Origin of the sequence: Streptomyces azureus (assembly GCF_001270025.1) — a bacterium.
Classification (GTDB): domain Bacteria; phylum Actinomycetota; class Actinomycetes; order Streptomycetales; family Streptomycetaceae; genus Streptomyces; species Streptomyces azureus.
Genome location: NZ_DF968245.1, coordinates 1 through 20,589 on the forward strand (window position 1 = coordinate 1; position 20,589 = coordinate 20,589).

The 20,589-nt window shown below is 72.7% G+C and carries 21 protein-coding genes; 3 read left to right on the forward strand and 18 right to left on the reverse strand.

What is annotated here, in order from left to right:
- Positions 1-23 precede the first annotated feature (23 nt).
- The 10 genes from AOQ53_RS12775 to AOQ53_RS12820 form a co-directional block, all read right to left on the reverse strand.
- On the reverse strand, positions 24-1,529 hold the full coding sequence (locus AOQ53_RS12775) for an FAD-dependent monooxygenase (protein ID WP_059417150.1): 1,506 nt from the start codon (positions 1,527-1,529) through the stop codon (positions 24-26).
- A 61-nt stretch (positions 1,530-1,590) separates the two neighbouring features.
- On the reverse strand, positions 1,591-3,066 hold the full coding sequence (locus AOQ53_RS12780) for an FAD-dependent oxidoreductase (protein ID WP_078945284.1): 1,476 nt from the start codon (positions 3,064-3,066) through the stop codon (positions 1,591-1,593).
- Positions 3,067-3,068: 2 nt separating this feature from the next.
- On the reverse strand, positions 3,069-4,013 hold the full coding sequence (locus tag AOQ53_RS12785; RefSeq protein ID WP_059417151.1) for an aromatase/cyclase: 945 nt from the start codon (positions 4,011-4,013) through the stop codon (positions 3,069-3,071).
- Positions 4,014-4,048: 35 nt separating this feature from the next.
- Positions 4,049-4,837: a 3-oxoacyl-ACP reductase FabG gene (gene fabG / locus AOQ53_RS12790; RefSeq protein WP_059417152.1), complete on the reverse strand. Its 789-nt coding sequence runs from the start codon at positions 4,835-4,837 to the stop codon at positions 4,049-4,051.
- Between the two features lie 14 nt (positions 4,838-4,851).
- Entirely contained in the window at positions 4,852-5,121 is a 270-nt protein-coding gene (locus tag AOQ53_RS12795; RefSeq protein WP_059417153.1) for an acyl carrier protein, read from the reverse strand.
- 47 nt (positions 5,122-5,168) lie between these two features.
- On the reverse strand, positions 5,169-6,383 hold the full coding sequence (locus tag AOQ53_RS12800) for a ketosynthase chain-length factor (protein ID WP_059417154.1): 1,215 nt from the start codon (positions 6,381-6,383) through the stop codon (positions 5,169-5,171).
- Positions 6,380-7,651, reverse strand: a complete 1,272-nt coding sequence (locus AOQ53_RS12805) for a beta-ketoacyl-[acyl-carrier-protein] synthase family protein (RefSeq protein ID WP_059417155.1) — start codon at positions 7,649-7,651, stop codon at positions 6,380-6,382. The genes AOQ53_RS12800 and AOQ53_RS12805 overlap by 4 nt, the downstream gene beginning before the upstream one ends.
- A complete protein-coding gene (locus AOQ53_RS12810; RefSeq protein WP_059417156.1) occupies positions 7,648-7,977 on the reverse strand; it encodes a TcmI family type II polyketide cyclase in 330 nt (109 codons plus the stop codon). The genes AOQ53_RS12805 and AOQ53_RS12810 overlap by 4 nt, the downstream gene beginning before the upstream one ends.
- Before the next feature lie 247 nt (positions 7,978-8,224).
- Positions 8,225-8,923, reverse strand: a complete 699-nt coding sequence (locus AOQ53_RS12815; protein ID WP_059417157.1) for an antibiotic biosynthesis monooxygenase family protein — start codon at positions 8,921-8,923, stop codon at positions 8,225-8,227.
- Between the two features lie 51 nt (positions 8,924-8,974).
- Complete coding sequence (locus tag AOQ53_RS12820; RefSeq protein WP_059417158.1) at positions 8,975-10,444, reverse strand: FAD-dependent monooxygenase; 1,470 nt, start codon at positions 10,442-10,444, stop codon at positions 8,975-8,977.
- Positions 10,445-10,610: 166 nt separating this feature from the next.
- On the opposite strand from AOQ53_RS12820, the gene AOQ53_RS12825 reads away from it, so the two are divergent.
- On the forward strand, positions 10,611-11,108 hold the full coding sequence (locus AOQ53_RS12825; protein WP_059417159.1) for a nuclear transport factor 2 family protein: 498 nt from the start codon (positions 10,611-10,613) through the stop codon (positions 11,106-11,108).
- Between the two features lie 110 nt (positions 11,109-11,218).
- Here the strand turns inward: AOQ53_RS12825 and AOQ53_RS12830 are convergent, their stop codons facing one another.
- The 6 genes from AOQ53_RS12830 to AOQ53_RS12850 all read right to left on the reverse strand — a co-directional run bounded on the left by AOQ53_RS12830 (position 11,219) and on the right by AOQ53_RS12850 (position 17,343).
- Complete coding sequence (locus AOQ53_RS12830; protein ID WP_059417160.1) at positions 11,219-11,638, reverse strand: pyridoxamine 5'-phosphate oxidase family protein; 420 nt, start codon at positions 11,636-11,638, stop codon at positions 11,219-11,221.
- A 119-nt stretch (positions 11,639-11,757) separates the two neighbouring features.
- Positions 11,758-11,895 (reverse strand): hypothetical protein, encoded by a 138-nt coding sequence (locus AOQ53_RS44605; protein ID WP_167745713.1) that lies wholly within the window; start codon positions 11,893-11,895, stop codon positions 11,758-11,760.
- 33 nt (positions 11,896-11,928) lie between these two features.
- A complete protein-coding gene (locus tag AOQ53_RS12835) occupies positions 11,929-13,479 on the reverse strand; it encodes a condensation domain-containing protein (RefSeq protein ID WP_059417161.1) in 1,551 nt (516 codons plus the stop codon).
- Positions 13,480-13,678: 199 nt separating this feature from the next.
- Positions 13,679-14,500: a 4'-phosphopantetheinyl transferase family protein gene (locus AOQ53_RS12840; RefSeq protein ID WP_059417162.1), complete on the reverse strand. Its 822-nt coding sequence runs from the start codon at positions 14,498-14,500 to the stop codon at positions 13,679-13,681.
- Positions 14,501-14,629: 129 nt separating this feature from the next.
- Positions 14,630-16,393: an acyl-CoA dehydrogenase family protein gene (locus AOQ53_RS12845; RefSeq protein ID WP_174523277.1), complete on the reverse strand. Its 1,764-nt coding sequence runs from the start codon at positions 16,391-16,393 to the stop codon at positions 14,630-14,632.
- Entirely contained in the window at positions 16,390-17,343 is a 954-nt protein-coding gene (locus AOQ53_RS12850) for an aromatase/cyclase (RefSeq protein WP_059417163.1), read from the reverse strand. The genes AOQ53_RS12845 and AOQ53_RS12850 overlap by 4 nt, the downstream gene beginning before the upstream one ends.
- A gap of 402 nt (positions 17,344-17,745) precedes the next feature.
- Between AOQ53_RS12850 and AOQ53_RS12855 the strand changes: the two genes are divergently transcribed.
- The gene (locus AOQ53_RS12855; RefSeq protein WP_059417164.1) at positions 17,746-17,973 is read left to right on the forward strand and encodes a hypothetical protein; all 228 of its coding nucleotides are present in this window, start codon (positions 17,746-17,748) and stop codon (positions 17,971-17,973) included.
- A gap of 60 nt (positions 17,974-18,033) precedes the next feature.
- Here the strand turns inward: AOQ53_RS12855 and AOQ53_RS12860 are convergent, their stop codons facing one another.
- Both AOQ53_RS12860 and AOQ53_RS44130 read right to left on the reverse strand, forming a co-directional pair.
- Entirely contained in the window at positions 18,034-19,077 is a 1,044-nt protein-coding gene (locus AOQ53_RS12860) for an AfsR/SARP family transcriptional regulator (RefSeq protein ID WP_236711678.1), read from the reverse strand.
- A gap of 72 nt (positions 19,078-19,149) precedes the next feature.
- The gene (locus tag AOQ53_RS44130) at positions 19,150-19,395 is read right to left on the reverse strand and encodes a hypothetical protein (protein ID WP_148640317.1); all 246 of its coding nucleotides are present in this window, start codon (positions 19,393-19,395) and stop codon (positions 19,150-19,152) included.
- A 280-nt stretch (positions 19,396-19,675) separates the two neighbouring features.
- Between AOQ53_RS44130 and AOQ53_RS12865 the strand changes: the two genes are divergently transcribed.
- Entirely contained in the window at positions 19,676-20,497 is an 822-nt protein-coding gene (locus tag AOQ53_RS12865; RefSeq protein WP_059417165.1) for an AfsR/SARP family transcriptional regulator, read from the forward strand.
- Positions 20,498-20,589 lie beyond the last annotated feature (92 nt).

The following is a 20,589-nucleotide window of genomic DNA, read 5'->3' on the forward strand; positions in this document are numbered from 1 at the left end:
CGGTCGGCCGGAAGGGGTGTGGGTCAGCGGGACGGGGTGCCGAACCAGCGTTCCAGGGCGGGGGTGAGGCCGGCGGCCGCCGAGGTGCCGGCCCAGGCCACGTAGCCGTCGGGGCGGACCAGGACGGCCGTCGCTCCGGCCAGCGCCTCCGCGCCGGCGGCGTCCGCGGCGGTCACGGTCGCCACGTCCACCCGGCCCTGCCAGCCGGCCGCCGCATCCCGTACCGCGGCGTCGTCGGCCAGGTCCAGCAGCACCCCGCGCCCGGCGTGCAGCAGTTCGGCGATCCGGGTCTCGCCGCCCTCGCCCGCCAGCGTCCGCGGCGGCATCCTGCGGCCCACGAGCGGATGGCCGTCGGCCTCTTCCGCCCCGAGGTCGTAGCGGATGTCGAGGTGGCTGACGATGCCCGCGAGGTGCTTCTTGACGTCGTCGTACTGCACCAGTTCGGCGAACAGCTCGCGCAGCGGGTCCGCCTGCTCGCCGCCGAGGAAGATGGTGCCCTGGGCGCGGGTGTTCATCAGCAGCCGCCGGCCCACCGGGTGCCGTTCGGCGTGGTAGCTGTCGAGCAGCGCGTCGGGTGCCGCCCCGCGGGTGACCAGGGCCAGCTTCCAGCCGAGGTTGACCGCGTCCTGCACACCGGTGCTCAGCCCCTGCCCGCCGGCCGGGAGGTGGATGTGGGCGGCGTCGCCGGCCAGGAAGACCCGGCCGCGCCGGTACTCGGAGGTCTGGCGGGTGGCGTCGGTGAAGGAGCTGACCCACTTCGCGCCGCCGTGGTGGATGTCCTCCCCGGTGATGTGCTCCCAGGCGTCGGCGACCTCCTCGAACGGGACGGTCGTGTCACGGTCGCTGGCCGGGGTGCCGTGCGGGCAGGCGATGAGCCGGTTCACGCCGTCACCCAGCGGACCGACCATGACCATGCCCCTGGGCAGCCGCTCACCGAGGTAGCGCGGGCGCAGTTCGCAGCCGACGACGTCGGCGACGTACATCTTGCGGCTGGCCGGGATGCCGGGGAAGTCGAAGCCGGCCGCCTTGCGGATACGGCTGCGCGAGCCGTCGCAGCCCACCAGGTACGAGGCGCGCAGCCGCTGCGGGCCCTCGGGGGTGTCCAGGGCGATCTCGACGGCGTCGCCGTCCAGGAAGCCGTCGGCCAGCTCGGTGAACTCCCAGCCCCGCCGGATGTCCGCGCCGAGTCCGGTGGCCCACTTCTCCAGGACCTCCTCGGTCTTCCACTGCAGCACGCCGCGGGCGCCGAAGTGGGAGTCCGGGAGTACGGAGTAGTCGAACTGCACGCCTCCGAAGTGCCCGACCGGCATGGTCTCCAGGCCGCCCCACAGGGGCAGCAGTCCACGCTGGTCGAACGACTCCATCGTGCGGGCGGTGAAGCCCAGGCCACGCGACTGCATGGTGGGCTCGGTCAGCTTCTCGACCACGACGACGCGTGCTCCGCCGAGGGCAAGTTCCCCGGCGAGCATCAGGCCGGTCGGCCCCGCGCCCACGACGACGACATCGGTGTCCACCGCTGTCCCTTCCATGGTGTTCCCTTTCTTCAGAATCGTCCTTGGCGCTTGCGGTGGGGGGAGGGGCCGGTGCGGCCTACCGGCTTGCGGGCGGGCCGAACCAGCGGCTCAGGGCTGCCCGCAGCCCCTCCTCGCGCAAGCCCCCGCCCGCCCAGGCGACATGGCCGTCCGGGCGCAGCAGCACACGGTCGGCACCGTGCAGGGGCCCGGGGTCCTCCGGGAGGACCGCCACCGCGCTCACCCGGTCCGTCCAGCCGTCGGGTGACTCGGCCGAGTCACCGCCGCGCAGGTCCAGCAGGACGCCTCTGCCGGTGCGCAGCAGCTGGGCGGGGTGCAGCCGGCGCGGGCCGGTGCGCAGCACGGTGTGCGGCATCCGGGCGCCGAGCAGCGGGTGCGCGGGGCCGCCGACGTCGTAGCGCACGTCCAGGCCGCTGATCATGCCCGCGAGGTGGGCCCGTACGTCCTCCTGGGCGATCAGCTCGCCGAGCACCGTGCGCAGGGGCTCCACGGCGCGGTCGCCGAGCAGCATCTGGGCCTGGGCCCGGATGTTGGCCAGCACCCGCCGGCCGACCGCGTGCCGCTCGGTGTGGTAGGTGTCCAGCAGTTCGTCGCCGGCCTTGCCGCTCAGGTGCAGGGCCAGCTTCCAGCCGAGGTTGAAGGCGTCCTGGATGCCGAGGTTGAGGGCCTGCCCGCCGATCGGCATCTGCTGGTGGGCGGCGTCGCCCGCGAACAGGATCCGGCCGTGCCGGTAGTGGGTGAGCTGGCGGGAGGCGTCGCCGAAGGCGTTGACCCACAGCGGTGTCCCGCCGCTGATGTCCTCACCGGTGACCCGCTTCCAGACGGTGACGATCTCTTCGAACGAGGCGTCGGCGGTGCGCTTGCGTGCGGTCGAGCCGAACTCGTGCACCATCACCCGGGTCACGCCGTCGGGGCGGCGCGCGGCGATGGCCAGGCCCTGTTCCAGGCGCTCGAAGCGCCGGTTGGGCACCTCGATGCCGTCGACGTCGGCGCGCAGCAGTTCACGGCCGGCGTCCTGGCCGGGGAAGCCGGCGCCGAGCAGGCGGCGCACGGTGCTGTTCTCGCCGTCGCAGGCCACCAGGTAGCGGCAGCGCAGGCGCAGCACGCCGTCCCGGCCGACGGCCTCGGCCTCGACCCACTCCCCCACTTCGCCGACGGCGACGAGTTCGTGCCGGCACTTCAGCTCGGCGCCCAGCGACAGCGCCCATTCCTCCAGGACCGCCTCGGTCTTGGTCTGCTGCACCTTCCACTGCCCCGGGTGGGTGCTGGGCAGGGTGAGGTCGAGGGGGACGCCCCCGAAGTGGCCGCGGGGCTCGTCGGGCGGGGTTGCGAAGTCGGGCAGCAGCCCCCGGCTGTCGAGGATCTCCATGGTGCGCGCGTGCAGGGTGGAGGCCCGTGACTCGTGGTTGGGGGCGTGCCGTTTCTCCAGGAGGACCACGTCGACGCCGGCGCGGGCCAGTTCACCGGCGAGCATCAGCCCGACGGGACCGGCCCCGACGACGACCGCGTCGGCCGTAAGGCGGTCCGCTGCCACGGTCAGGCCTTCTTCTGCTCGGCGTAGGCCTTGGCGTGGGAGAGCGTGGCGCTGCTGTTGGTGGACAGCGCCGTGTGCACGTACGCGCGGGCGTCGGCGACGGTGGCGTCGGCGCCGAGGATGCGGGCGATGTTGTCGGTGTTGATGGTGACCGTGTGCTGGGAGGAGGCGCTGGTGCCGTCCTCGGTCTCGACGAACGTCCACTCACCGGTGTGCAGGGTCATCAGCGCGGGCAGCGTGACCTGCTTGTAGGCGATCTTGTGGTGCGGGAAGACGACGCGGTACGACTTGGTGGTGTGCACCGAGCCGTCCTTGGCGCGGGTGTCCATCTCCAGCTCCTGCAGGCCCGGCGTGTCCTCGGTGAGGCGTACGACGGCCACGTGCGGCAGCCGCTCGGCCCACTGGTCGGCCTCGTTGATGAAGTCGAAGACGTCCTTGGCGCTGCCGTCGATCTGCACGGTGTCGGTGAAGGAGAAGGTCAGCTCCTCGGTGTCGGCGGCGTGCACGCGCTCGACGTTCTCCTTGAGCGCCGCCAGCTCGGAGGTGCTGTTCTTGTCCACGGCCCGCTCGATCCACAGCAGGTCGTGCGGGTCGTCGCCGATGGCGCTGTAGTCGTGCAGCAGCCGCACCCGGGAGGCGGCCTCGCCGAGCGGCTCGATGATCCAGGTGCCGCCCATGTGCTTGACGGGTGGCGCCGGGATCTCCTGGCGGAAGGTGATGGTCAGCCCGCCGGCGTCCAGGGTCCGGCGCGATGTCCAGTTCTTGGGCTGGCCGTTGGCGGTGGCCCAGATCCGGATGCGCTCCTCGTCGCCCTGCTCCTCGAGCCGGTCGACGTGGATGGTGGGCGGGAAGATCCGCGGCCAGTTGGTCACGTCCGCGAGCAGCTCGTAGACCGCGGCGGCCGGGGCGTCGATGGTGATCTCGTGCTCGACCTCACGCGTCGTCATGAGGTTCTCCTCGGATGGTGTCGGTGGGGCAGAGGTCAGAAGTTGCCCAGACCGCCGCAGACGTTGAGCGCCTGCGAGGTGATGGAGGCGGCGGTGTCGGAGGCCAGGTAGCCGACGAGGCCCGCGACCTCCTCGGGCGTGGAGTAGCGGCCGAGCGGGATCTTGGCCTGGAATTTCTCGAGGATGGCGTCCTCGGAGGTGTCGTAGGCGTTCGCGTAGCCCTGGCGCACGCGCTGGGCCATCGGGGTCTCGACATAGCCGGGGCAGACCGCGTTGACGGTGATGCCGGTGGGGGCCAGCTCGTTGCCGAGGGCCTTGGTGAAGCCGACGACGCCGTGCTTGGAGGCCGAGTAGGGCGCGCCGAGGACGACGCCCTGCTTGCCGGCCGTGGAGGCGATGTTGATGATGCGGCCGCGGTCCTTGTGCCGCATGCCGCCGGTGTTGAGGACCGCTCGGGTCACCCGGAAGACGCTGGTGAGGTTGGTCTCCACCACGTCCTCCCACAGCTCGTCGGTGAGGTCGGCGGTCACGCCGCCGCCGGACCGGCCCGCGTTGTTGACCAGCACGTCGATGGTGCCGAAGCGGTCGACGGCGGCCTGCACGAAGGCGTCGACGGAGGCGGTGTCACGCACGTCGACGACCGTGCCGTCCACCTCCAGGCCCTCGGCCTGGAGATCCTTGACGGTGGCGGCGACGTTGTCGGCGTTGCGCGCGCCGATGAAGACGCGGTGGCCGGCGGAGGCCAGCAGGCGGGCCGACGCCAGGCCGATGCCGCTGGTGGCACCGGTGACGAGGGCGACCCTTGCGGTGCTGTTGTCGGTCATGTCGGGGTTCCCCTTCAGGCGGCCTGGGCCGGCGCGAGCTGCGCGTTGACGACGTCGATGAAGGAGCGCGGCGTGTTGGCTTCGCTGACGGCCTCCTCGTCCAGGGAGATGCCGTACTCGCGCTCGATGAGGCCCCCGGCCTCCAGCAGCGCGAGCGACTCGTAGCCGATCACCTCGAACTCGGTGTCGAGGATGTCGCCGTCCAGGTCGACGCCTTCGGCCACCCCTGCGGCCTCCCGCAGGGTGCGCTTGAGGTCCTCCAGGGTGAACAGCTTGGTGGACATGGTGGGTCCTTTCGTCTGTGGTTCGGGGTGTGCGGTGACGGGGCGTGCTAGACGGCGGCGCGCACGACCATCGCGGAGTTGAAACCGCCGCTGCCGCGGGCCAGGACGAGCGCGGTGCGCACGGGAGCCGGGCGGGGTTCGGTGAGGACCAGGTCGAGCGGGTAGTCCGGGCACGGCTCGGTGTGCACGGTCGGGGGGATGACCCCGTCGCGGATCGACAGGAAGGCCGCAGCGAGGTCCAGCGGAGCGGCGCCCGAGTACAGGCGTCCGGTCATGGTCTTCGGCACCGTCACCGGCACCCCGCGGTCCCCGAAGACGGCACTGATCGCCTGTGCCTCGACGAGGTCGCCGGCCGGGTCGCCGGCGCCGTCGGCGAAGACCACGTCGACGTCGGCGGCGTCCGCCCCGGCGTCGGCGAGGGCGACCTCGACGGCCTTGCGCAGGCCCGGCTCGCGTCCGCTGCCCGGGCGCGGGTCGATCGTGGCGCCGTAGCCGGCGATCTCGCCGTAGACGCGGGCGCCACGGGCCCGGGCCGCCTCGGCGTCCTCGGCGATGAGGATGGCGCCGCCCTCGCCGGGCACATATCCGCGTGCGTCCCGGTCGAAGGGCAGGTAGGCGCGGGCCGGTTCGTCGCTGGTGGACAGCTTGCCGGTGGTCAGCTGGGCGACCCAGCCCCAGGGGCAGATCGAGGCGTCGAGCGCGCCGGTGACGATCAGGGCGGTGCCCTTGCGGATCTGCCGGCGGGCCAGCGCGACGGCGTCCAGGCCGCCCGCGCCCTCGCTGACGACGACCCCGGAGGGGCCCTTCATGCCGTTGCGGATGGAGATCTGGCCGCTGTTGACGGCGTAGAACCAGGCGAAGGACTGGTAGGCGGAGACGTACTGGCTGCCGCGGCTCCACAGGTTCTGCAGCTCGCCCTGGCCGAACTCGAAGCCGCCGGCGGCGGACGCCGTGATGACGCCCATGCCGAACTCCGGCAGTTCCCGGGGGTCGGCGCCGGCATCCTTCAGGGCCCAGTCGGCGGCGACCAGCGCCAGCCGGGTGACCCGGTCGGTCTGCGGCAGCAGCCGGCTTCCCAGGTGGTCCTCGGCGACGAAGCCGGGGACCTCGCCGGCCAGCCGGGCCGGGTAGGTGGACGGGTCGAAGCGGGTGATGCGGCCGATGCCGTGCTTGCCGCTCAGCGTCGCCGACCAGTAGTCCTGCGTGCCCAGGCCGTTGGGTGCCGCGACACCCAGACCGGTCACCACCACCGAGGCGGTCATACGAGGTTCCTTTCCGGGCCGGCGAGCACCATGGCGCTCTGGAAGCCGCCGAACCCGCTGCCGACCGTCAGGACGGTGTCGACGAGCTGGTCACGGGCGACGACGGGCACGTAGTCGAGGTCGCACTCCGGGTCGGGGGTGTGCAGATTGGCGGTGGGCGGGACCACGTCGTGCTGTATGGCCAGCGCGGACGCGGCGACCTCGATGGAGCCGATCGCGCCGAGGGAGTGCCCGACCATCGACTTGATGGAGCTGACCGGGGTGCGGTAGGCGTGCTCGCCCAGGCTCCGCTTGAACGCGGCGGTCTCGTGCCGGTCGTTCTGCTTGGTGCCGGAGCCGTGGGCGTTGATGTAGTCGATCGACTCCGGGTTCAGCCGGGCCTCGTCCATGGCCCGTTCGATCGCCTCGGCCATCTCCACGCCGTCGGGCCTGAGGCCCGTCATGTGGTAGGCGTTGGAGCGGGTGGCGTACCCGGCGATCTCGGCGTAGATGTGCGCGCCGCGCCTGCGGGCGCTCTCCAGTTCCTCCAGGACGAAGAAGGCGGCGCCCTCCCCGAGGACGAACCCGTTGCGGGTGGCGTCGAAGGGGCGGGAGGCACACTGCGGTTCGTCGTGGCGGGGGGTGGTCGCCTTGATCGCGTCGAAGCAGGCCATGGTGATCGGCGAGATCGGCGCGTCGGAGGAGCCTGCGATCACCACGTCCGCCGAGCCCTCGCGGACCAGTTCCACGGCGTAGCCGACGGAGTCGATGCCGGAGGTGCAGCCGGTGGAGACCACGGTGCTCGGGCCCTCGGCGCCGACCGCCCAGGCGACCTCGGCGGCGAACGAGCTGGGCACCATGTGCCCGTACAGGTGCGGGACGGCGTAGGTATGGTCCACGACGTCGAGGCGGCCGCCGTCGCTGACGACGCGGTACTCCTCGTCCAGGCCCATCGTCGCCCCGACCGCGCTGCCCACGGTGACCCCGATGCGGTGCGGGTCGACGGCGCCCAGTTCGATGCCGCTGTCGGCGACGGCGCCGCGCGAGGCGACGACCGCGAACTGGGCGGCCCGGTCCAGCCGGCGCACCTCCTGGGGCGTCAGGCCGTGCTCGTAGGGGTCGAAGTCGGCCTCGGCGGCCACCCTCGAGCGGAACGGGGCGGGGTCGAAGAACGTGATGCCCCGGGTGGCGGTACGGCCGTTGCTCAGCAGGTCCCAGAACCTGTCCCGGCCGACACCGCCGGGGGCGATGACCTCGATCCCGGTGATGACAACGCGTCGCCGGTTCACGCGGACGCCTCCCAGGTGTAGAACCGGGTGGCCATGGCGTCGGCCGGCGAGCGCCAGGTCTTCGGGTCGTAGGCCTCGATGAAGGGCTTGAGGTCCTCGCTGATCCCGATGAAGCGCGGGTCGGTCTTGGCGGCCTCGATCAGCTCGCCGCCGTTGTCCTCGTCGAAGTCCTGGAGGTGGAAGTACAGGCCCCGGTAGGAGAACAGCTGGCGGCGCCGCGTTCCCATGCGGTGGGGCATGTCGGTCGCGTCGAAGTCGGCGAACAGCCGCGCCACGTCGTTGCTCGAGGCCTCGGCCATCCGGGCGACAATCAGCGTGCTGTGCATAGGGGTTCAGCTCCTCGGCGGTTGCATGGGAGATTTCGCGTAGCGGGCGGGGCGGCCGGGTGGCCGGCCGGGGGCGGCCCCCTCTGTGTCGACGGTGCGGCCCGGCGGTAGGGCCCGGCCCGCACAGCGCCTGAGGCCGGCCTGAGCCGCGCTCACGGGCGGCCGGTCGGGTGCGGCGGACGCCCGGCCCCGCGAAAGGACCGGGCGTCGGGGGAACTGCGGGGCGTGCCGCGGGCGGCACGCCGGTTCACTCGTCGCCGGCGGCGCGGGTGAGGACGACCTGGTAGGTGTTGACGTCGACCTCGGTGGTGACCGCGGTGATGCGGGCGTGGGCCTTGCTGCGGCCCTCCGGCCACTTCTCCTCCGGCAGGTCCCGGTGGGCGTCGTAGGCCTCCTTGCTCTCCCACTGCGAGTAGGAGACGACGAAGGAGCCCTCCAGGCCGCGGGCGCGCAGGCCCTTGAGGACGATGTGCCCGCGGAAGCCGGGGGCGTCGACGATGCCCGCCTGACCGGGGCCGAGGGCGTCGATCAGCTCGTCCTGGTCGCCCTGCGCGACCTTGTGGACGGCGATGACGGTGTAGTTGCCGCGGTTGGGGCAGATCGTCACCTCGCTGCCCGGGCCGTCGGGGGTCAGGGTGTAGGCGATCTCGTTCTGCAGCAGCCGGATGGAGGTGGTGATCTCGCCGAAGACCGGCAGGGTGCGGTGCTTGAACTCCTCGCCCTGGTAGCGCTTCTCGAGGTCCTCGCCGCTGCGCCACTGGATGAAGTTGGCGGTGCCGGGGCTGTCGACGCCGGCGTGCACGGTGCTGGACATCCAGCCCTCGTACGTCGCCGCGTTGACGATCTTCGTCATCTCCTGGATGAGCGAGTCCTGCTTCTCGGGCGCGTCGGTGGTGAACAGGTTGAGAACGGTGAGGTGGTTGTCCTCGACGGAGACGGTGGGCATGGGTTTCCTTCGCTTCCTGTGACGGTACGGACGAGTGCCGGCTGAACGGGTTCAGGCGGTGGGGCCGAACCAGCGCGTGAGGGCGGTGACCAGGCCGTCGGCGCCGGCCCCGGTGGGCGCGACCCAGGCGACGTAGCCGTCGGGGCGGACGAGGATGCCGTCGACGGGCGCCTCGCAGTCGAAGTCGGCGGCCACCAGGTCGACCCTGTCGGCCCAGCCCGCGGCCGCCGCGCGCAGCCCGTGGTCGCCGCCGAGTTCGAGCAGCACCGGGCGGCCGGTGTGCTGGAGCGTGAAGCTGGAGATCTTCTCGTCGCCGACGATCAGCTCGCGCTCCGGCAGGCGCCGGCCGAGCAGCGGGTGGTCGCCCTCGCCGACGTCGTGGCGGATGTCCAGGCCGGTGACCATGCCCGCCAGCAGGCGCCGTACGGACTCGTGGTTCTCCACGAGCTCGCCGAACACCTCGCGCAGCGGGGCGATCTCGTCGCCGCCGAGGTAGAGGGTGCGCTGGGCCAGGGTGTTGGTCAGGATGCGGGCGCCGACCGGGTGCCGCTCGCTGTGGTAGGTGTCGAGCAGGCCCTCGGGGGCCTGGCCCTTGACCTCCAGCGCCAGCTTCCAGCCCAGGTTGACGGCGTCCTGGACGCCCGCGCTCATGCCCTGCGCCCCGATCGGCAGGTGGATGTGGGCGGCGTCGCCGGCCAGCAGGACACGGTCCTTGCGGTAGGCGACGGCCTGCCGGCTGACGTCGGTGGTGGAGCTGACCCACAGCGGGGTGGCGCCGCTGATGTCCTCGCCGGACAGCCGCTCGAAGGTCGCGGCGACCTCCTCGAAGGTGATCGGGTCCGGGCTGGTGCGCAGCGGCTCGGTGCGGTCGAAGTAGATGACGCGGCTGCGGTCCGGGCCGAGCGGCATCACCATGACCATGCCGTCCGGCACCCGCTCGCCGCTGAAGCGCGGGCGCAGCTGGATGCCGGCCACGTCCGCGAAGCGCAGCTCGATGGTCGGTGCGGTGCCGGGGAAGTCGATTCCCGCGAGGGTGCGCACGGTGCTGCGGGCGCCGTCGCAGCCCACGACGTAGCGGGCGCGCAGCCGGATGTCGCCGTCCGCGGTGCGGGCGGCGACGGTCACCGCGTCCTCGGCCGTGTCCAGGCCGGTGACCTCGGCCCCGCGGCGCACCTCGGCGCCGAGCTCCTGCGCCCAGCCGCCGAGGACGGCCTCGGTGCGGGCCTGCGGGATGCCGCGGGCGCCGAACGAGCCTCCCTCGATCACCTGGTAGTCCAGGCCCACGCCACCGAAGTGGCCGACGGGAATGACGCCGACCTCACCGAAGCGGGCCATGAGGCCCCGCTGGGCGAATTCCTCGATGGTACGTGCCGAAAATCCCAGAGCCCTGGACTGCCGCATGGGCTCGCTCAGTTTGTCGAGCACGGTGACCGAGACTCCATTGAGTCTCAATTCACCTGCGAGCATAAGTCCGGTGGGACCGGCTCCCACCACGATGACGTCAGCGTCGAAGTCGTTCATTTGACCCTCTTCCCACTGGTGTTCGGCCAGTATTACGAGGGCTGCGGACGGCCGTAAATAGCGTTTGGTACAGGACTTCGACAATGAATGCCAGAGAAACCTCGGGAATGTCAGATCTTTGTCAGGAAGGTTGCCCGGCAGGGGACGGAGGATGGAATTATCAGGTATGACCTACACCCGCAGCATTGATGAATCTGCAACCAATTCGGCGGAGTCCCCGGCGGAGTCCCGCGCCTCGGTCGCGGCGCTGCTGAACCGCTACCTCGTCTCGCTCGACGACACCGACGAAAGGCTCGACGACGCCTGGGCGGACGGCCTGTTCACCGAGGACGCGGTCGTCGCCTTCCCGATGAGCCGGCACCAGGGACGCGCCGGCATGGCCGAGTACCACAGCAGGGCGCTGTCGGCGTTCGCGACCACGCAGCACCTGGGTTCCGCCCCGGTGGTGGTGCTGGACGGCGACCGGGCCACGCTGCGCGCCAACCTGATCTCCACGCATGTGCACCACGCGCGGCACACTCCCCCGCTGGGCGAGCTGAACCCGCTGTTCGCCACCGGTACGTTCGTCACGGGCGAGGCCCGCCGCACCGGCCGGGGCTGGCGGCTGTCGGAGCTGGCCTTCCGGCTGCTGTGGGCGGACGGCTCCCCCGCACCGGCGGCGTGAGGACCGGGCAGGCGGGCCAAGGGCGTTGACGGTGTCAGCGGTTGCCCGGGCTGCCCAGGTCCTGCCGGCGCTGCGGCTCCCACCCGGTACGGGGCGGGAGCCGCAGCCGCTCACGTGTTGAGGCTGAGCACCCGGTCCACGGCGATCTCGATGACCACCCGGCCGGGCGGGTTGGGCGGCGTGGACCAGTACCGCCGGGCGTACAGCTTCGCCCCCTGCGCCACCCGCTCCGGGTCGCGCACGACGGTGCCGGTGCCTTCCAGCGTGGCCCAGGCGAAACCGTCCACCTGGCACAGGGCCACCCGGCCGCCGGGCGCGGCCAGCAGATTGCGGGCCTTGCGGGAGGAGGCGACCGTCATCACCCGCGCGAGACCACTGGACGCGTCCCACGTGAACCGCACCGGCGCCACGTGCGGTGACCCATCGGGCCGGATCGTGGTGAGGGCGGCGACGTGCTGTGTGTCGGTGAGGAACGCCTCCAGGGAGGCGGACACCGTCACGGTGGCCGGGCGCTGCTCGGGCAGAGACATCGTCTTTCGTCCTGTTCTCGGGAACGTCGATCGTGAACTTCGACCGGGAACGTCGAGAGTGCGGAGGGGGCCGAGGGCCGAGAGGGTCAGGAGGGAGGCGGCCCGTGTCCCCCGAAGGGTCAGTCGATGCCGCGGACGATCGTGTCCTCGTCGTCGTCGTCCGCACCGGCCAGCCGCAGTGGCGGCGCGCAGATCACCGGCGCCGGCCCGAATTCGGCCGCGCCGGCCTCCAGGATTCCCATCTCGCCGTCGTACATGGGCACCTCCTTCGCGTCGATCACCCCAGGGTGTCAACGTTCTCTCGCGGTTCCCTCGACGGTGGGCGGTCCGCCCGTGGAATGCGGCCGGAGCCATTCGGCGAGCCGTTCGCGACGCCGCCCCGCAGCCATGTGCGGTGTCCGGTCCGTGCCCAGGACGGCTAGCGCGTCGGCGACGGTGGCGCTCTGCTCGGTGTCGGGCAGATGGCGCAGCAGGCGGGTGCAGTGGGTCACGAGCAGGGCCGCGTCGGCGTCGGAGAGCCGGGCCCGGTCGTACAGGGCGGCCAGGGCCAGCGAGCCGTCGGCGAGGTGATGGGCGAGCAGGGCGACGGGGAAGACGGTGTGCGCGCCGCTGGCCCGCTGCCGCTCGAAGTGGATGCCGGCGGCCGACAGTCCGGCCCGCAGATCGGCCGGCGGGCGCGGGACCGCCTCGACGGACACCAGGCTGTCCAGCAGCCTGCCGGTCCTGCTACCGGTCCACTGCTGCACCTGCCCGGCGGAGGTCCATTCGTAGGCGGCCATGTCCAGCGCCCGGTCGCGCAGCGTGGCCAGCAGGTGCTCCAGCCGGTGGGCGGGATCGACCTCGACGGCCATGGGCAGGCAGGTGCGCATCGGCCCCACCAGCCGTTCGACGGCGTCCAGGGCGATGCCACGCCCCGAGGCGGTGATGCCGAAGCCGACCGTCGTCGGCCCGCCGGTCCCGGCCGCCCGGTACAGCAGCAGTGCCCACACCGCGTGCAGCACGCTGGAGTCGGACACCGCCCGGGTGCCGGCCCAGCGGTGCAGCTGTCCGGTCTCGGCGGCGCTCAGACGGGCCTCGGCCCGGCCACAGCCACTCTGCCGCGTCTCGGGGCCGGGCAGGGTGGGCAGCAGCACGGGGCGCCCCGGCGGTAATGCGCGGGTGAAGAAGTCCCGGGCCGCTGCCGGGTCCTGGCGTTCCAGCCAGCGGGCCCGGTCCCGGATGTCGGGCCTGCGCTCCCCGCCGGGCAGCACGCCGCCGGCCAGGTAGGCACGACCGAACTCGTCCATCAGTACGAACGCGCTCCAGGCGTCCAGCAGCGCGTGATGGAAGGTGAGCAGCACCCGCGTGGCCGGTGCGGCGAGCGGTCCGTCCGGACGGGGGGCGCCGTCGGGCAGGTCGAGGAGGGTCAGGCGCAGCGGGGCCGGGCGGCGCAGGTCGAAGCCGCGCAGCCGGTCGCGTTCGAGCAGGTCGTCCCAGTCGACGCTTCCCGCGCGGTGGCGTACGACGTCGGCGCGCGCGTGATCGTGCAGCACGATGTGGGGGCCGGGCGGCAGGACGCGGGGATCGGGCTGCCAGTCGACGGCGGTCCGCAGCACCGCTTCCCGGTCCATGACGGACTGCCAGGCGCAGGTGAAGCGTTCGGTGTCCAGCGGGCCGCGCCAGTCCCACGTCACCTGCTCGATGTGCCGGCCGGTGTGCCGGTGCGCCAGGGAGTCGAGCAGTACGTCGTACTGCTGCCACGTCACCGGTACGGTCGGCCGCTGCTGCGCACGCCCGGAGGTGCTGCCGGCCGCTCGGCGGTCGGGCCCCCGCCGGTGACGTGGGCGGCTCGGCCTCGTCATCGGCGCCTCCTGTCGCGTCCGCTCGCCTGCTGCCGGACGGGCCGCAGCTCACCGCGGTCCCGGGGGGCGCCCGCCCGACGGACGCGCTGCTCCCGGGCACATCGTTCAGGAGGGCCCCGCCATCGGCCTGACATCGCCCTGACGCGGCTTCACATCCACCGCAGAACCGGCGGAGAAGTCCCGCTGCCGCCGGTTCGCCTCAGAGGGGCGGGTCCGGCGTGCCCTGGGTCATCGCGGACAGGAATCCCTTGTCGAGCATGGTCTGCACGGACATGTCACCCGCCGTGCTGAGCCCGGCGTCGTGACAGGCCACGCTGAGCAGATAGCGGTCCAGCACCGAGTGCGTGGCGAACCCCCACTCGCCGCGCGTGGCGGCACTTCCGTCGGGGGCCTGCAACCGGCCTCCGCGACTGAAGCCGAACTCCTTGAAGCTGAGCCGCAGTCCCTGGCCGAGTGCCTTGCTGTAGGCCTCCTTCAGCGTCCACAGCCGCAGCAGGTGCGCGGCCCGCTCGTCCTCGGGCAGCCCGGCGACCTCGTCGGCCTCGGTGGGCGTCAGGATGCGGGCCTGCAGCAGGTCCAGTCGTACGAACCGGTCGGCGAACTCCACGTCCACCCCGATCCGTCCGGTACGGCTGAGCCCCACGGCCATCACGTCGCCGGTGTGGGTCAGGCTCACCTCGATCTGGTCGAAGCCGCGCAGATAAGGCCGGCCGCCCAGCCGGTAGCCCAGGTCGAGGTACTCGGGCGGAGTGTTCAGGGCCGCGGCGGCCGTGTACTTGATCAGCAGCCGCGCGGCGGCGAACCGGTGACGTACGGCGGCGTCGGGTGTACGGCGGTAGCGGTTCCAGTCGGCCCCCAGCAGCTCCCGCAGGCGGGGCTCGGTCAGCACGCTGGGCAGCCACTCGGTCCACGTCGTGTACACCACCGCGTTGCCGAGCTGCGCCAGGTGCTCCCGAACCCCGTGCCAGGGACCGGCCGGTCGCGGCACATGAAGGGGCAGGGCACATTTGACCGGGTTCATCGTCCTCTCCCTTCGTGTCGTTGCCAGGGCGCGCCCGCGGGCGAGGCGTCGGGCGGGCGTGCCCGGTGCGGCGGCTGGGTGCAACAGGCGGGTGCGGAGGGCGGAGTGCGACAGCACACCGCGCGGGCCTCAGCCGGCCAGCCGCGTCGCGTACAGGTCGAAGCTGCGCCCCTTACGGCACCGCTCCAGCACCTCGGCCAGCACCGAAGCCTCCGCCTCGGCGGGTACGTCCGGCACCTGGGCGCCGAGTCTCCTGGCCAGACGGCCGAGCGCGACCACCGCCCAGGCCGGGCCGGCGAGGAAACCGTCGCCGCCGGCGGCCCGGCCCTCCCACACGCCCAGGCACGCGGCGGCGGCCAGCACGAGGGCGTAGCGGTCGGCCAGGACGCAGGCCTGCGGGTCGAAGGCGGCGCCGTCCGGGCCGGGCAGCGCCGCGCACCGGGCGCGCAGCACCCGCAGCTCGTCGACGAAGGTCCGCGCGAGCCGGGCGAGCGCGGTGTGCAGCGGATCGCGCCCACACGTGGCGTCCAGCCGTTCGGCGGCCGCGACGAGCGTCGCCGACAGCAGGTCGTCGGTGCCGGAGTGGGCGAGCCGGCGGTGGTCGAAGGCGGGCAGCGGCGCACCGGGGCTGAACAGCTCCGCGGGCGGCTCCGCGCTGCGGAACCAGGCGGTGCGGGCCAGCGTGGACAGCTGGGGCACGATCACCGCCTGGCACACGGCCGTACCGGAGTGCCCGAGGCCCGCCACGGGCAGGTCGCGGGCGAGTTTCTGGAAGCCGCCGTAGTGGGGCCCGCGGTCGTACCCGCGGGCGCCGAGCACGGCGGCCATCTCGTCCAGGTCCTCCCGCAGCAGGTCCGGCATCGTGTACTTCACAGCCGCCGCCAGCACATACGCGTCCCGCGGCACCAGGCTGAGGGCGCGCAGGCCGGTCACGGCCATGGCGTCGCAGGCGAGCAGGTCGGCGAAGACCCCGGTGAGCGCCTTGTGCCGGCGCCGCGCGGGCTGTCCGTCGGGCCGGTTCTCGGTGGCCGCGCGCACGGCCTGCCGCAGGACGCCGTCCACGCCGGCGACGACCGTGCCGGGCACCAGGCAGTGGCTGATCTGGAAGCTGCGCAGGGCCAGGGAGACGCCTTCGCCCACCGAGCCGACGACGGCCGAGGCGGGCAGGGCGACGTCGGTGAGTTCGATGCCGCAGAAGCGGGCGCCGCGCATCCCGGAGGTCTCCACGCGGCTGGACCGGCGCACCCGTCCCGAGGCGGGCGGTTCGGGACCGAGCAGCAGTACGGAGTGGCTGCCGGGGCCGTCCTGGGCGTCGGTGCGCGCGTAGGTGACGAACACATCGGTGCGGTCGGCGTTGATGACGGCGTCCTTGCGGCCGTTGAGCACGAAGCCGCCGTCCGGGGTGCGGGTGGCGGCCAGTTCGTTGCGCAGGATGGCGTTGGCGTGCGCGACCTGCCGGTGCACGATCGAGACCCGGCCGCCGTCCAGCAGTACCCGGGCGACGGCGCGTCGCTGGTCGTCGTCGCCCGCGGTCCACACCGACGACGCGGCGAACAGCGAGGTGATGCCGAAGCCGTAGCCGAGGGCCAGGTCGCGGCGGAAGACGGGGCGCAGCACCCGGGCGAGCCGCTCCAGGTCGGTGAGGCGGCCGCCCAGGTCGTGCGGGACGAACTCGGCGCCGAGGTCGGCCTCGGCGAGCAGTGCCTCGGTGGCCTCGGGCACCGCGCGGGCGTCGTCGGCGCGCAGCAGCGCCAGTTGTCCGTGCGGGTTGCCGGGGTCGAAGGGGTCGCCCAGCGCCGCCTCCAGGAAGGCGGCCTGCTCCGGTTCACCGCCCGTGCCGTGGGCGGCTTGCGCCGGTACGGCTTCGGCCACCGTCTGCCGGGCGGCGGTCACAGGACCCGTACCGCGCTGGTGGCGTGGTGCGCGGCGCGGTCGAGGACGACCCGGGAGGCCCGGCCCAGTTCCTCGCGCAGATGGCGGCGGGCGTCCTCGATCGTGGCGCCGGACCCCAGAACCTGCTCGATGGCGTCCTCGCGCAGCAGCACGGTGTGCCGGGCGGTGACGTCCAGGCCGGAGGCGTCGGGGTCGACGGACCACTCGCCGGTGTGCGCGGCCAGCAGCGGGGCGGTGCGGGTCTGCTTGTAGACGATCCGGCCGGCGCCGGGGAAGCACATGCGCACCGACTCGGTGTCGTGGGCCGTGCCGTCGCTGGTGGCGCTGCCCATGGTCATGACCTGGACGCCGGGGCTGTCCTCCACCAGGTGCATGCTGTGCACGTGCGGCAGCCGGTCGGGCCAGTCGTCGGCCCGGTAGAGGAAGTCGAAGACGAGTTCGGGGGGTGCCTTGAGGCGGACGGTGTCCTCGAAGGACAGCACCAGGGCGTCCAGCCGGTCCCACCGCTCGGCGAGCCAGGCCAGCCGGACCAGTTGGGCACGGCTGTTGGCGTGGATGATCCGCTCCAGCCGCGCCACGTCCGCCGGGTCGTCGCCGGCGACGGTGAAGGCGTGTTCCAGGGTCACCTTGCAGCGGTCGCCGAGCGAGGTGACCGTCCAGACGCCGCGCATCGACTCCACCGGGGCGGCGGTGACGTCCTGGCGGAACTCCACGCGGTGCCGTCCGACGTCCAGCCGACGGCTGGAGACCCAGGAGGCGATCTCCTCGCCCGCGGCGGCCCACATGCGCAGCCGCTCATGGCTGCCGTCGAAGCTCAGCTGCTCCACGTGGAGGCAGGGCTGGAAGAACAGCGGCCAGTGGGAGGCATCGGCGATCAGCCCGTACAGCACGCCGGCCGGGGTCGATGCGGTCACCTCACACACCGCGCGGTGCATTCGCGAATCCGGCATCCTCACACCCCTTGTCGTCCGAAGCGGCTCCCGTGACGGGCGGCGTCGCCGGGCCGGCACGCCAGGTGCCGCAGTCCGCTGCGGCCCGCGGTGGTCTCTGCCGGGCGCCGGCTGCCCGACGGCCGTGGTGCCGATGCTGTCCGGAACCGCTCGGGACCCGGCCGGGGGCGGCTCGGGTTCCGCTCGAACGCGCCGGCGCGGCAGGGCCGCGCGGTGTGCCGTCGGCGCCGATGAGCCGTCCTCGAGGCGGCCCGCTCCCTTGAGGGGACACCGGCTCGGGCGCTCGACGCACGAGCCGCGCTCCGCCGTCGCCCGGCACCGCCTCGACCGCGGCGGCGCACGGTGGCCGCCACACCCGCCGACAGCGGCCCCCGGGCCCGGCACCGGAAGAGGGGAACGACCATGAGGTCGCAAGACACGTTCATCCCGTACCCGTACCTACGCGCCGTGTGGAACAGCCTGGCCGCCTCCGGCATGCTGCATCCGCTGGACGACACCGCCCCCGGCCTCTCGGCGTACGACGATCCGCCCGCGGAACGAGCCCGGAGGCCGCGCCTGACCGCACTGGAGCAACGACTGGCACGCGAAACACAACGGGACCCCGGCACCCGCGGCGCCCGCGCCGCCTGAGCCCGGGTCCCAGCTCTGCCACGGCCCTGGCTCCGCGGGCCCCGGACCGCCTGAGCCCGGTCACAGTCCTGCCACGTCGCGGGCGGTGAGTCGGTCGAGGCGGTCGGCCAGGTCCCGCTGTTCGCGGGCGAGTCGCTCCAGCCGGTGCCGCAGCCAGGCGATCTCGTCGTGCAGCGGCCCCGGGAGCCGGGCCGCCTCCCCGGTCCCGGGGCCCGGATGCCCGTCGGCGGGAGGCAGCAGCCGTACGGCGGAGCCGGACGCCGCGGGTTGCGGGGGCGGCCCGGGAAGCCCGTGGTGCAGGATCGCCTCCATCCGGCTGCGCAGCACCGGGCCCGGTTCGATGCCCAGGTCGTGGACGAGTCTGCGGCGGACCCGCTCGTACGTGCCGAGCGCCTCGGCCTGCCGGCCGCTGCGGTACAGCGCAGTCATCAGCAACTCGTAGAACCGCTCCCGCAGCGGATGAGCGGTCGTCAGTTTCTCCAGTTCGCCGGTGATCTCCTGGGCCAGGCCCGCCCGCAGGCAGGCGTCGTACAGCGTCTCCAGGGCGACCAGCCGACTCTCCTCCAGCAGGGCGGCCTCGGTCGAGCAGATGGTGCCGCGGCCGCAGCCCTCCAGGGCGGGGCCGCGCCACAGGGCGAGCCCTTCGCGCAGCACGTCCACCGCGCGTCCCGGGTCGGCGGCCGCCAGGGCGCGCCCCTCGGTGACCAGGCGGTGGAAGCGCTGGGCGTCGGTGGGGGCGCGGCCGAGGCGCAGCACATAGCCCAGGGGGCGGGTCACCAGCCACTCGTGGTGGGGTTCGCCGGAGCCGGGCATCGGCTGGGGCAGCAGGCGGCGCAGCCGGGCCACATGGGCCTGCAGGGCGTTGGCGGCCCGGGCCGGCGGACGTTCGGCCCACAGCTCGTCGACGAGCCGTTCCGCGGGCACGACCTGCCCGGCCTTCACCACCAGTGCGCCCAGCAGGGCCCGCTGCTTGGCGCCCGTGGGCACGGACACCTCCGCGCCGTCGTCGTAGATCTGGACCGGACCCAGAATCCTGAACTCCATCTCGCCCTCACCGGGAACTTCGACGAGACCGCTTCCCCGGCGCACGGTAGTGTCCACCATTTTGGAATGCTGCATTCCCCAGCATTCCGCAGGTCCGCACGGACAGCGCCTCAAGGGTTTCTCGAGGGTTTTTCAGGCTGCCCGGTCCGTCGATTCCGAGAACTCCACCCGGCAGAGGCGCCGGTGATAGGCACTGAGCACGCCCAGCAGCTGGGAATCCGGCAGTTCCGGCAGGAAGCCTTCCCTGCCCGAACCCTGCCGCCCGGCTTCCCCGTCCGGTTCTCCATAGGCCGCTGACGCCCTCAGACGGACCAGCAGCCCGCGGGTGATCGGGTCCGCGCCGGGAGCGAGGACCGCACGCGCAGATTCTGTCTCCATGGCCGGAAACTAACAGCGGCCGCCGCCCGGCGGGAGCCTTTTCCCGGCTTTGCCATGGTGGGCGGGTGTTTTGTCAGCCCGGTGTCAGCGACCCGTCAGAGCCCGGATCCGAAGGCGGCTCAAGACATACTCGAACGAATCTGGGGTGCCAGTCTGCAATGGTTATGGCCTGCCTAGCGATCGGCCCGTGTAAATGACCCAGGAAACCGCGAAGCGACAGTATCTGAGGACTCGATCAGCACTCTGGTCCGACGGCCGCCATCTCGGCACGGAGGGAATCATGAACATAAATGTCCTGGGTGCGTTGAATGCCGAAGTCAACGGAATATCGATCGTGCCGACCGCGGGAAAACCCCGCCAGGTCCTGGCACTGCTCGCCCTGTATCCCGGCCGGGTCGTGCCGGTGCCCACCCTCATGGAGGAGATCTGGGGCACGGACCTGCCGCAGAGTTCCCTGACCACGCTCCAGACGTACATCCTCCAGCTGCGCCGCATGCTGGGCACCGCCATGGGCCCGGACGCGCCGGGTTCGGCCAAGGACGTGCTCGCCACCCGCTACGGCGGCTACCTGCTCCAGATCCCTTCCGAGGCGGTCGACGTCTTCCGCTACGAACGTCTGCTCACCGAGGGCCGGCAGGCCTTCGAGGACGGTGAGGACGCCCGCGCGGCCTCCCTGCTGCGCGAGGCGCTCGACCTGTGGGAGGGGCCCGCGCTGGTCGACGTACGCGTCGGGCCGGTGCTGGAGATCGAGGTGATGCGGCTGGAACAGAGCCGCCTGGTCGCCCAGGAGCGCCGTATCGACGCCGATCTGCGGCTGGGCCGGCACGTCGAACTGATCGCCGAGCTGACCGACCTGATCGCCCGTCACCCCCAGCACGAGGGACTGCACTCCCAGGCGATGGTGGCGCTGTACCGCTCCGGCCGGCAGGCCGCCGCGCTGGACGTCTACCGCCGGCTGCGGCAGCGGCTGATCGACGAGCTGGGCGTCGAGCCCTCGCCGCAGTTGCAGCGCATGCACCAGGCGATGCTGGCGGTCGACCCGCGGCTGGACATCATCGCGGGCCCCCGCCGTACGTCGACGTTCGACCTGTACGCCGCCTAGCCGGGCCGACGCCCCGGGAGCGCGGTGGCGGCCCTCGCCGCCGGGACGCCGTACGCGGCGAGTCGAGCGCCGCCCGAGCAGGGGTTGCTTAG